Genomic DNA, 9,898 nt, shown 5'->3' with positions numbered 1-9,898 from the left:
ACTGTTCTTGCCGGCGGCGCTGGCGAACCTTCAGATTGGTCCGTCGCATCGCTTGCCCTCAACCTTGGGGTAGTCGACGCCGAACAGATGGATGACGCGGCAGAACTTGCGGTCGGAGATTCCGAGCTTGGCCTTGGCCTGGGTCCGGTTTAGCCCGGCGTCGCGCAGCTCGGTGATCTGCTGGGCCAGTGCCTTGTCGGCTTCGAGGCTGGCGTACTGTCGTTCACCTGTTGAGCGCGCAGTGCGCGGCTCGGGCTGGAATGAGAAACCACCTTCGACGGCTGCCAGGTACAGAGTGGTCCGGCATAGCCCGGTTCGCTCACGCGCCTCTGCGCAGGTCATGGTCTTGGCCAGCGAACGCAGGTAGACAAGCTGCTCGTGGCGCCGCTTCTTCTTTGCGCTCTGTGGCTTTGGCTTGGGGGTCTGCACCTTTTCGACATCGCGGTGCGGGCGAGGCGGCACATACTGGAAGCCCTCAAGCACAACAATGCTTCCCCCAGATGAGAGAAAGGCAGCTTTCGCTGCCTCCAAGTCGATTGATGGGTTCATACTGCCCCCCCCTAAGCTGCGATGCCGAGCACCCGATTCATGCGCTCGTCGAGGATTTCGTAGAAGGTTTTCACGCGCTCAGAGAGCTTGCGGATCATCGCCTCGTCCCGGTAGGCACGCTTAACGAACAGAGGCATGCCCGGCCAGTAGCAGATGAAGTCGATCCACTCGCGCTCGGACACCCAAAGCCCGCCCTGGCACTGTGCAACGTGCTCTTTCGGGATCTCGCCGCCCAAGATGACGTCGACCTGCAGTTTCGGCAGCTTGGTCTTGATCTCGGTCAGGCCGTCTTCGCCTACCAGAGCGTCTGGCGAGTAGCCGATGCCGTGGTTGAGGATTATCCCGACCTGATGTGTTTCGACCTCTTCGCTGTCGCAGTACAGGCCCCGGGCAACACCTTCCAGCTCATGGCCGCGCTCGGTATGCCGATTTCCGCTGAACGGATCGGCGGCTTCGCCGGTGATGCGCTCGCCGATTAGCGTATTCATGTAGGTGAAGGCGCCGGCGCCGAAGCCTGACTGGCCCTTGCCATTCACCAGAAGGCAGTCCAGTTCACTGCAGGTGATGATGCCCAGGCGCAGATCCAGCCACGCCTGGGTGCATTGCTCAACGTCACTGACTATCCGCATTTGCAGCCTCCGCAGCCCTGATGGCCTTGTTCAGTTGAGCGACGAGCAGGTCGTGACGGCCCTTCGGCACGCATTCGGCAGAGCCGTATTCGCCTGTGAACCAGTCGCGCGTTTTCTCGGTGCAGCGCTCGAGCAGGGCATTGATGCCGGACGCCTGAACGGTGGTGACGTTTGCCGTCGGCACCGCGGCATGACCGTCATCGTCCTCGCCTCGGGTGGTAAGGTTGAGCAGCGCGCTCATGACATAGCGTTTGCCGTAGCTGGTGGATGAGCCGACCGCCTGGACCGCGTTCTTGCTGCCGCTGGTGTCGAGCGGCAGGAGCATGGTCGTGCTTTCGCGGTGACCAGCACGGTGCATCAGGATGCCTGTGACGCTTAGGCCGGCGGGCAAGTTCTCGACCTTGAAGGTGATCGCGAAGCCGTGCGTCTGCATGATCGGCTTGATCACATCGTTGATGTCTTCGAAGGTCGCGTAGTCGCTGCGCTTCTGGCCGTTCACGACGATGGCGCCGCGCTCGGCGATGCTTGGGATGTCGCTCTGCATGGCTGCCATGGCGGCGTTGAACTCAGCCTCGGCGTCACGGGCTTGCATGCGCTCGTGCATCGCCATCAGGCGCTCAAGCTTGTCGATATCACAGGTCGGATCGGTTGCGGCCCGACTGATCACAGCCAGGATACTACTGTCGACGGGTGCTGCCGCCACTACTGGCTGGCGGCGCTGCTCAGGAATAATGATGGTGCTGCTCATGGCTGCTACCTCAGTAGGAAATGGCGATGTTCGGGATCTTGCGCTGGGCAATCAAGGTGACCGCTTGCTTGGCGCAGGACTCGGGCATGCCGCCGGCGATGAATGCTTCCAGTGCAGCGCGGTTGATCTTGGCTTTGTGGGCCTTGTCGGCTTCACGGGCTTCCTGCTGGCGGACGATTTCGGCTGCTGCTGCGTCGGCCCGGCGGCGCTCTTCCTGGCGCGCTTGCTCGGCAGCTTCTTCCTGCCGGCGGACGGCGGCCTGGCGCTCCTGCTCCATCCGCTGCTCGGCGGCAACGCGGTCGGCCTCGGCCTGGATGCGGGCGCGCTCGGCTTGTTCGGCCTGCAACTTGAGCTGGAGGCGCTGATTCTCGGCCTCGCGTTCTTGTGTGGCAGCCTGTTCGATCAGCTCCTGCTCTCGGCGGGCTGCGGCTTCGCGTTCAGCTTGCTGCTCCTGCGCCACGCGTTGGCGTTCAGCCTCGACAGCCGCTTCCTGTGCCAGTCGGATGCGGTCTTGCTCGGCGCGATCTTCTGCTTCACGGCGCAGGCGGGCCAGCTCGGCTTGCTCGGCGTCGTATTTCTGTCGCGCAGCCAGAGCTTCGCGCAGCGCGGCCAGCACCTGGTCTTTTACCTGGCCGGCCTCAGCGGCGAACTCTTCCCAGTCAGGACCCAGAGTCACTCCTTCGACACGGCCGATCCGAGCCAGTAAGTCCTCGGCGTCCAACAGGCCCAGCTCAGTGCCTTCAGCCTTGATAGCGGCCACGCCTTGCTCATGCCGAGCGATCCGCGCCGCCTCGGCCTGCTCCCACTCCGTCAGCGGCCGGCGCGTCTCGTCGCGCAGCTTGTCCATTTCCGTGACGAACTCGCGCAATTCCGCCTCGACGACCTTCGGCATTTCCTTCAGGCGGCGAAGGTAGTCGCGACCGGGCTTCTCGACGGCGGTCTTTGACTTGCTGACCTTGGCGGCCAGGCTGGCGATACGTTCGCGACCCTTGCGAGTGGTCAGGTCGGGCACTTCGCCTTCGACCTCACCCTTCACCAGGCTGATGAATTGCTGCAGGCCGCCGGCCACGTAGATGGCCGGGGCGTTCGCCTCGCTGATCTCTTCGATCTTGATCAGTTTCTGTTGTGCGGACATTGGTACACCTCGCGCCAGGCCGGCGCCGTCAGTTGAAATAGGGAATGCCAGGTCACCCAGGCACGGAGGTACGCTCAAGGCCCTGGCTGCGGTGGATGGTTGCGCGCTCTCGCCGCTTACGCTCCCGAAGGGGTACGGTTATCCCGAGGGTCCGCCGTGCGCCGGATGTGTGATCAGGAAGTGATTGAGCCAGCCAGTGCGCTGGCGAGCATGAATACGGTGCAGGTGAAGAGGGCAGAGAAGGAGCCTCGCCATATCACAAGGCGGCGGGCGCGCTGGTAGCGGGTCACAACTTCGCCCTCGCTTCGAGCCACTGGCGCTTGGTGCATACGGCCCACAGGTTCGGCGACAGTGACTTGTGGTGCTCGCGCCAATCCACGTTGTTCCTCCACCATTTGCTCTTACTGCCTATGAAGCGAGCGCAACTGACGTAAGGCTCTCGCCATTCAAGGATGTGCTCAGCGCACCATCGGATGAACTGCCGCGCTCTATCGCTAGGAGCTGGATCGTGGGTGTGGCTCATGCCCGAACCTCATACCCGACGGTCCACTCACCGCAGAGGCAGGCGCGGCAGCTCCAGGCCTCGGGATTCTCGATGAACGCCTCAGCAGCCGCGCGCTTGGCTTCGAACATGGTCGGCCCGGTGAACAGCATCAGCACACGACCTTCGGGCAATGCCTGGGCCTCGGGCAATTCGGCGATCTGCTCGTCAATTAGCGTGGTGATCAGTGGTGTGGTCATGCTGGCTCCCTCAATTGCTCAACACGTTGGGTGGTGGTGACGACGACCTTTGTCCGAATGCGGGTCAGGGTCTGGAGATCGAAGAGGCCGATCTTCTCGAAGCCCTCAAGCATGCCGAAGACAAAGGTCTGATCAGGTACGGGGGGGGGCGACTTGGCGAGCTGTTCAAGCTGGGACATCACCTCGCCGATCGCCAGGGCGTGCATCTGGGCGGCGGCCTTCAAAATCCGCACTCCTGCTCATCGCGCTCGCGTTCGCGCTCAGCGGCCACTGCCTTGGCGGCGTGCGGCCGCAGCAGGTCGGCTGCGATCTCAGTGAGAGCGTTCGGTCCGCCGAGGAGGTAAGTGCACAGGCCCAGAATTAAGCCAGCGCTGCCGGTACCGGTGCCCGCCATTACCAGCTGGCCGAATGCGTCTTTGGTATCCAGGCCCTCAATCTGGCGATTGTTCAGGTGATCTTGAACAGCCCTCGCCATATCGGCCTGAGTGACCTCGCCGCGCTCGCCGCGATAACCCCAGATGATGCGGTAGCCAAGAACCAGCCGAGCCGCGTTCGTTTCGATCCACTCCGCCTGATCGGCGTCATCGTCGCTCACCGCCGGCGGGAGGCGGTTGTCGTACTCAAACTGTGCTGCTCGAAGTGCGCCCATGGTCGCCTCCAGGTGGTGGGTTACTCGGTGGGATCAGCTGGCAGAGGGTGCCAGTGAGTGGTGATAGGCCGGGCGACTTCGCCAGGGCCGTCAGCGCAGTTTTCGATGTGCTGGCAGGATTCCTCGGCCTCGTACCAGGTGCCGCCTTCGGTATCGCTCGAATCGGCCTGCCAGCAGTCCAGCTCGGCAGCGAAGCAGTTCCAGTTCGGCCACTTTCGCCACACGACCACCACTTGGCCGTCGGCGGGCCTGCCGTCCGAGCACTTGATCCAGCCGCTCATGGCTTCACCCGGGCGGCGAGCATGGCGTCGGCCTCGATGTAGCGCATGATGGCCCGGTATTCCGCCCAAAAAGCTGCATTGTCCAAAGGCAAAGCAGCAAAATCCGGCATCTTCCGGCCGACTATTTTCTCGGCATATTGGATGCCGATCTCATCGGAAACTTCGGCGGTGTGAGCCGCGAAGTAGTCGCGCAGGGTCATACCGAATGCGGTTCCGTGACCGCCGTATTCGCTCGCCGGCGTAGGGAAAGCAAAAGTGTCCTTATTGCTCATCGTGTGAACCTCAGTAGAACCGCATTGGCCAGGAGCCAGGCGCGGGTGACCAAACCCACCGTGAAAGGTGGCCTGGCGCCTGCCGATGCGGTCGTATGTGAATGGAAGGGGATGCGGGGTGTATCGGGAAGCGCATGGCCGGTAACGACATTTGATCCGGACGGTTCCATGCGCTTTCCGATGAACCCCGCCAAGGGAGCATCGGGCCTGCTTTTGGCTCACTGCAGGCTGGTGATTGAGAGCCCCTGCTACCAACAGCGGATGCCTCACTCGAAGCTTGCAACATCGAGCGCTTCCCGTTGCTGATACTCGCCGGAATTAGGGTTGGAGAACAGGCCGCCTATGGCGGGGCGACCTCACTGATCAGCTCAGTGCGTTCTGGCTACATCGGGGTGTGAACTGGCAGGAGCCAATCCCTGCATCGACCGGTGTTCGTTCCTCCCGATCTCGCTGGATAGAAGCTGTGCTGCTTGGCGGCAGGATTCAGTTCACACTCCGATGCACCCTGCGATGGGGAGCAGGGCATCGGGCAGTTAACGTCAGGCTGATGCTGAGAAACGATCGTGGTCGCGCATAAGCTTCACGGCGTCAGCTTTAGTGATGCGGGCGTAGTTGAGCGACCAGGTCCCGCGCAGGCCGTTTGCCGTTGGGCGGACCATGAGCTCTATCCGTGCGTCTGATATAGGTCCTGTCTTGATCGTGAAAGACTCTTGTGCTGACTTGGCTCTGCCTTTCTCGACCTTGCGGCACGCGGCGCTGTACATGATTTCGAGTTGAGGATGCGTGTTCATGGTTGGCCGACAACCTTGCCGGTAGCCAGCTCGACCACTTGCGCGCCACTATGCTGCCCTGCGTAAAACACCGCGTTGCCTAAGAACTCATAGCGCCCGTAGCCTACCCACTCGCCCGAGTAATCTTGTATCTGAACTTCGTACTTAGGCATCGTCTTGCCCTCCAGGGCGGTTGATTTCCCAGCAGCCACTCGTGGTAATGGCTGCGAGTGAAATCGCAGGCACAAAAAAGCCCGAAGAAATCGGGCTGTGTATTCAACGCTGAGCTTTATCGCCTGCTGCTGGGGATATCCAGGTAACTGACAAAAACGTACCTGCCATCACCCATGGCGAAATAAAGCCAGCCTGCCTTGAGGCCTGGATCATCGTCTGAGTTGCGCACCTCGTTCCAGCAGAAGCCTGGTACGACCTCAGTGCCGCGATGCTCTTCAACAATCCGCACAATCTGCCACTGGCCAAACTCGCCAGCCGTATTGATCAGGCGCTCCATGAATTCGCTGGCTTCCACGTTTACCTCCTATCTGTTTTCGATGTGCGCAGTATTGCATGCTCGATTCCCAATGCCGCCTCGTAGAAACGGCATCAGTGAATCGTTATGTCCCATTACCGCCGGGGTGGCGGGGCGCATTGCATGCCCGGGTCGTTCTCTCGGTTTAGGCGTTTCACCTTCGTCAGCCGTACAGGGTTGTCCCTGTCGTGGGCAGCCTTCCGGGGCTGTCTGATCGCCGGTCGCCGGTAGAGGCAATGCGGTCTGTTCGCCAGTTCCAGAGCTGGCATGGGGATCGAATTTATTGCTCGCGCTGTACCGTTGCCGGGATCGATCCGCGAGGTTCCCATCAGTGCTAAAGAGCGGTGAGGCTTGAGGGCCTCTGCAGGGCCGGATGAGGCGCTGCTTGAGGTAAAATTTAGCCAATAGCTAAAGCCTCGTCAATAGCTCAGAGCTAAATAAATTTCGCTGGGCGACAAGTCGTAGCCAGGCGAAGAATTCGCCTTGCGGGTCTTTACCTCGGATTTAGCACTGAGCTATGCTTCCGAAATTACTGTACGAATATACAGCTATGGGGAATGTAGCTATGTCCAAACACAAGAAGGCGGCACCACAGCAGCACGAGGAAATTTCCGGAGTAGAGCGGCTGAGCCTGCGGGTATCATCGATGATCAACCACCCGCTCGCGCAGACGCAGCGCTGGGTGACGATCCATCGCTTGGATATGGACGGGGAGGCTGAGTGGGAGGAGGTAATGGGTCTGCTCGCGGAGACGCCAGAGCTGGATCTGACGTTCAACGACGACGGGAGCGTGACGGTTAGGTGGGAGCTTCAGGCAAACGAGGAGCGGGATGACTTCTTCGCTGGGCGAGACAGAGAGGAGGAAGCAGAGAAGGAGGCAGCGCCTTTCTGACGGGCATAAAAAAGCCCGCCGATGCGGACGTTTCGCTGAGTTTCTAAGATTCAGCCTTTGGCCGAAGCCTTAGGGATTTTTGCATCAGGAACCTTGAGGCCGTCTTTGAAGAACATCACCTCATCGCCGACATACCGAGCTTGGGCCGTATAATGGAGGCCGTACTTCAGCGCTTCTGAACCACTGTACATCTTGCAGATTTCAGGTGCGCTGTCGTATGAAACCACCCATTGCCTTATGAAGCCTGGCGATTGGAGCAGCTGAGCAATTTCAAGATGGTCATCATGCTTATAGAAGTTTCTATACAGATCTCGCCCCTTTACATAGTAAGGGGGATCCAAGTAGATCAATGATCGATCTGGAAGCAGCTCCGATGCTCTGCTGAGCAGACTGAACGCATCTTCTTGGTGCACAGTAATGTTGAGCGCGTGCTGGGCAATACGATCAAGCCTAGCGGCGATCATGTCCTTGTTGAAGCGAGCGTCTAGCTTATAGGCTCCAGTTTGGGCTTTGCCTCCGATGACCCCTCCCTTGAGGATACCTGAGCGATTGGTTCTATTGACGAACAGGGTAGCGAAGCCCCTCTCAGTTATCGATAAATTTGGATCTTGATCCGCCATCACTTGGCGGAGACGGTACCACTCTTCCATCGTGATCTGCGTATTGTGCAGCAGGCGTAGCAGTCCTTCTGGATCATTGGTTGCTGCGTACCAGAAAGCATGCACAGCTGGATCCAGATCATTTATATGCACGTGCGTAGCATGCCCGTCGAATAGAAGCTCAAGAGCTACGCCCGCTCCTCCAGCAAAAGGCTCCAGATAGTGGCCGCCCTCTAAACCATTGGTGCGCATGACCTCAGCGATAAATGGCGCAAAACGCGCCTTGCCGCCTGGATAGCGGAGTGGGGAATAAAGCTTATTTGAATACATCCATTGATCCCCATTCGCACATTCGTTTGGAAGCTTAAATTTCTGGAATTCCAAGCTGTGAGTTTAGTCGATTAACTGCAGTTAGAAAGGAATTGACAAATTCGTCTTTTTTTGAAAGTTTAGAGCAGTAATGAGTTATATATTGTTTAAATTTAGAAATGTCGCTAACTGCCCAGGCTTTACATTTGGAGATCGAAACCACTTTCTCGTCCATTATATCGGAAATTGTTAATGATTCCAAGCCTGACTGTTTGAAGCTGTCAAGAAATTTATCGCGCTCGCCAAATTTGATGAAAAATGGATCACCATTGTCCATGTTTATAATCCAAGCGATGATTCGACGCTCAAGCGCGATATTGTCGTCATCTGGCAAGACTAAGAAAAGATCCTTGTTTCTAATTTTTGATGTAAAAGCATTGGGCACGTCAGCATCCAGCAAGACCAGGCATCCATCAAGCAACACCGGAAAGCGTGCGCACGTGGAAACTAGAGGCTTAAGTTCCGTGTAAGACATTCCAGGCGTCGGATTCTGAGGGTCCAGAGTTGAGTGGAAATCGACTGCCTTGAGAATTCTTTGGGAAGATATAAGCTTTTTAGCAAAGTGAACAGCTATCTCATCCTCACAAAAAATCTTAATTCTCCGTGCTTCGGCTGCTTGCTGCGGATCTTCAAGGGTTAGCTCTTTGTATGCGAGATGGTACGGAGGGTTGTGCAGTATTGGAATATTCCCCTTGCTTGCCAGGGATTTACTGATGAAATTGACAGATACGCGGTTCGCTGCCATGTTGTTGGCGTGCTTCGAGTAAATATCTGATATGAGCCCTAGGGAGTGAGTAGATAAGACAACTTGGACTTTATATCGGGATGACCAGCTGTAAAGATAGTTAAACAGCCTGATCTGAGCGACAGGATGGAGGCTGCTCTCGAATTCGTCGATGCAAAGGATGCCATTTCCGGTCTTCTGCCCTTTTTGAAACGCCCGTTGGAAACCTAAAAGCCGATTGAAAATTGCCCCAAGGTTGTCTTCACCGGATGATATAGAATGCCAGTCATATTTGACATCCGACCCGCTAGGCGCAAATGTCGTTTTATATTTTGCTTTGTAAACACCAGTAAAGCTTGAGTATTGAGAGCTAGGGAATATTGTTTCATAGAAATCTTTGAGTTCTTTGGCTTCTTGCGCACTCAAGGCATACACATTGTTTGTATCTAGTTTTGCGTTTGCATCGACGAGCGGGTACAGTCTCTTGAGGTTCAAAAAGGAAGTGTTGTACGTCAGGTTTCCATCGCCCTTTTCTGAGCCTGAAACAACGACTCGATGGCGATTTGTTTTATCCCCCACCCAGTATATTCTAACGGGTTCCCGGATGTATTCGCCGTTGCCGGACTCCAGAATAAGGTTGTAGTTATAATCTGCCGTGTCATGGGTTGGAGATAGTTTAAAAACCTCGCTGAGCATAGTTTTAAGCGGCTTTTCGAAAGCATCGCTTGCCTCGCTGGTGAATGGATGAGCGATTAGGCCCATAAGCGAAGTTTTCATAGTGCCATTTCGGCCAGATAAAACTGTAATGTTCGATCCTAGCTTGATTTGCTGCTTAGAAATTGATCGAAATAGGTCGATGTCAATTCCTGCAATTGAGTATATTGGAATATTTTTGTTGTCGTTTAGTCCGAGGTCTTTCTTGGACTTTCCGGTTGGAAGCGGTATTTGATTGACAGGTTCGGCTGCGGGTTTTTTGGCGGGCATAAGCATTAGATCCGTTAGAGAATTCTA

Annotated in this window: 15 protein-coding genes; 1 reads left to right on the top strand and 14 read right to left on the bottom strand. The window is 57.0% G+C overall.

The annotated features are described in order from the left end of the window. Positions 1-30 precede the first annotated feature (30 nt). The 12 genes from K3F44_RS09995 to K3F44_RS09940 form a co-directional block, all read right to left on the bottom strand. A complete protein-coding gene (locus K3F44_RS09995) occupies positions 31-483 on the bottom strand; it encodes a hypothetical protein (RefSeq protein WP_220633956.1) in 453 nt (150 codons plus the stop codon). 77 nt (positions 484-560) lie between these two features. Then, positions 561-1,178: a YqaJ viral recombinase family protein gene (locus K3F44_RS09990; RefSeq protein WP_220633955.1), complete on the bottom strand. Its 618-nt coding sequence runs from the start codon at positions 1,176-1,178 to the stop codon at positions 561-563. Beyond that, a complete protein-coding gene (locus K3F44_RS09985) occupies positions 1,162-1,926 on the bottom strand; it encodes an ERF family protein (protein ID WP_220633954.1) in 765 nt (254 codons plus the stop codon). Before K3F44_RS09985 ends, K3F44_RS09990 begins: the two co-directional genes overlap by 17 nt. A 10-nt stretch (positions 1,927-1,936) precedes the next feature. Next, positions 1,937-3,061: a hypothetical protein gene (locus K3F44_RS09980; RefSeq protein ID WP_220633953.1), complete on the bottom strand. Its 1,125-nt coding sequence runs from the start codon at positions 3,059-3,061 to the stop codon at positions 1,937-1,939. A 519-nt stretch (positions 3,062-3,580) separates the two neighbouring features. Next, positions 3,581-3,802: a hypothetical protein gene (locus K3F44_RS09975; protein ID WP_220633952.1), complete on the bottom strand. Its 222-nt coding sequence runs from the start codon at positions 3,800-3,802 to the stop codon at positions 3,581-3,583. After that, positions 3,799-4,026 (bottom strand): hypothetical protein, encoded by a 228-nt coding sequence (locus K3F44_RS09970; RefSeq protein WP_220633951.1) that lies wholly within the window; start codon positions 4,024-4,026, stop codon positions 3,799-3,801. Before K3F44_RS09970 ends, K3F44_RS09975 begins: the two co-directional genes overlap by 4 nt. Continuing rightward, entirely contained in the window at positions 4,023-4,451 is a 429-nt protein-coding gene (locus K3F44_RS09965) for a hypothetical protein (RefSeq protein WP_220633950.1), read from the bottom strand. Before K3F44_RS09965 ends, K3F44_RS09970 begins: the two co-directional genes overlap by 4 nt. Positions 4,452-4,471: 20 nt before the next feature. Beyond that, complete coding sequence (locus tag K3F44_RS09960) at positions 4,472-4,732, bottom strand: DUF551 domain-containing protein (protein WP_220633949.1); 261 nt, start codon at positions 4,730-4,732, stop codon at positions 4,472-4,474. Continuing rightward, positions 4,729-5,004 (bottom strand): hypothetical protein, encoded by a 276-nt coding sequence (locus K3F44_RS09955; protein WP_150568872.1) that lies wholly within the window; start codon positions 5,002-5,004, stop codon positions 4,729-4,731. Before K3F44_RS09955 ends, K3F44_RS09960 begins: the two co-directional genes overlap by 4 nt. A 539-nt stretch (positions 5,005-5,543) precedes the next feature. Continuing rightward, positions 5,544-5,795, bottom strand: coding sequence for a hypothetical protein (locus tag K3F44_RS09950; protein WP_220633948.1), 252 nt, complete (start codon positions 5,793-5,795; stop codon positions 5,544-5,546). Further along, entirely contained in the window at positions 5,792-5,947 is a 156-nt protein-coding gene (locus K3F44_RS09945) for a hypothetical protein (protein WP_220633947.1), read from the bottom strand. The genes K3F44_RS09950 and K3F44_RS09945 overlap by 4 nt, the downstream gene beginning before the upstream one ends. A gap of 116 nt (positions 5,948-6,063) precedes the next feature. Further along, a complete protein-coding gene (locus K3F44_RS09940) occupies positions 6,064-6,303 on the bottom strand; it encodes a hypothetical protein (protein WP_220633946.1) in 240 nt (79 codons plus the stop codon). A 565-nt stretch (positions 6,304-6,868) separates the two neighbouring features. On the opposite strand from K3F44_RS09940, the gene K3F44_RS09935 reads away from it, so the two are divergent. After that, on the top strand, positions 6,869-7,195 hold the full coding sequence (locus K3F44_RS09935) for a DUF1654 domain-containing protein (protein WP_220633945.1): 327 nt from the start codon (positions 6,869-6,871) through the stop codon (positions 7,193-7,195). A gap of 50 nt (positions 7,196-7,245) precedes the next feature. Here K3F44_RS09935 and K3F44_RS09930 read toward each other — a convergent pair whose 3' ends face one another. Both K3F44_RS09930 and K3F44_RS09925 read right to left on the bottom strand, forming a co-directional pair. Beyond that, positions 7,246-8,124 carry a DNA adenine methylase gene (locus K3F44_RS09930; RefSeq protein ID WP_220633944.1) on the bottom strand — a complete coding sequence of 293 codons (879 nt, stop codon included), beginning with the start codon at positions 8,122-8,124 and terminating at the stop codon, positions 7,246-7,248. A 34-nt stretch (positions 8,125-8,158) separates the two neighbouring features. Continuing rightward, positions 8,159-9,871 (bottom strand): AAA family ATPase, encoded by a 1,713-nt coding sequence (locus K3F44_RS09925; protein WP_220633943.1) that lies wholly within the window; start codon positions 9,869-9,871, stop codon positions 8,159-8,161. Positions 9,872-9,898: the final 27 nt, after the last annotated feature.

The organism is Pseudomonas sp. S07E 245, assembly GCF_019599025.1.
GTDB classification, from domain to species: Bacteria; Pseudomonadota; Gammaproteobacteria; order Pseudomonadales; family Pseudomonadaceae; genus Aquipseudomonas; species Aquipseudomonas shirazensis.
The sequence above is the reverse complement of the archived record's forward strand: the minus strand, read 5'-3'. Positions and strand labels throughout refer to the sequence as shown.

Excerpts from the sequence above, each read along its gene's own strand:
- K3F44_RS09990 (WP_220633955.1), bottom strand. The coding sequence starts at position 1,178 with ATGCGGATAGTCAGTGACGTTGAGCAATGCACCCAGGCGTGGCTGGAT.
- K3F44_RS09985 (WP_220633954.1), bottom strand. The coding sequence starts at position 1,926 with ATGAGCAGCACCATCATTATTCCTGAGCAGCGCCGCCAGCCAGTAGTG.
- K3F44_RS09980 (WP_220633953.1), bottom strand. The coding sequence starts at position 3,061 with ATGTCCGCACAACAGAAACTGATCAAGATCGAAGAGATCAGCGAGGCG.
- K3F44_RS09975 (WP_220633952.1), bottom strand. The coding sequence starts at position 3,802 with ATGACCACACCACTGATCACCACGCTAATTGACGAGCAGATCGCCGAA.
- K3F44_RS09965 (WP_220633950.1), bottom strand. The coding sequence starts at position 4,451 with ATGGGCGCACTTCGAGCAGCACAGTTTGAGTACGACAACCGCCTCCCG.
- K3F44_RS09960 (WP_220633949.1), bottom strand. The coding sequence starts at position 4,732 with ATGAGCGGCTGGATCAAGTGCTCGGACGGCAGGCCCGCCGACGGCCAA.
- K3F44_RS09955 (WP_150568872.1), bottom strand. The coding sequence starts at position 5,004 with ATGAGCAATAAGGACACTTTTGCTTTCCCTACGCCGGCGAGCGAATAC.
- K3F44_RS09950 (WP_220633948.1), bottom strand. The coding sequence starts at position 5,795 with ATGAACACGCATCCTCAACTCGAAATCATGTACAGCGCCGCGTGCCGC.
- K3F44_RS09945 (WP_220633947.1), bottom strand. The coding sequence starts at position 5,947 with ATGCCTAAGTACGAAGTTCAGATACAAGATTACTCGGGCGAGTGGGTA.
- K3F44_RS09935 (WP_220633945.1), top strand. The coding sequence starts at position 6,869 with ATGTCCAAACACAAGAAGGCGGCACCACAGCAGCACGAGGAAATTTCC.
- K3F44_RS09930 (WP_220633944.1), bottom strand. The coding sequence starts at position 8,124 with ATGTATTCAAATAAGCTTTATTCCCCACTCCGCTATCCAGGCGGCAAG.
- K3F44_RS09925 (WP_220633943.1), bottom strand. The coding sequence starts at position 9,871 with ATGCCCGCCAAAAAACCCGCAGCCGAACCTGTCAATCAAATACCGCTT.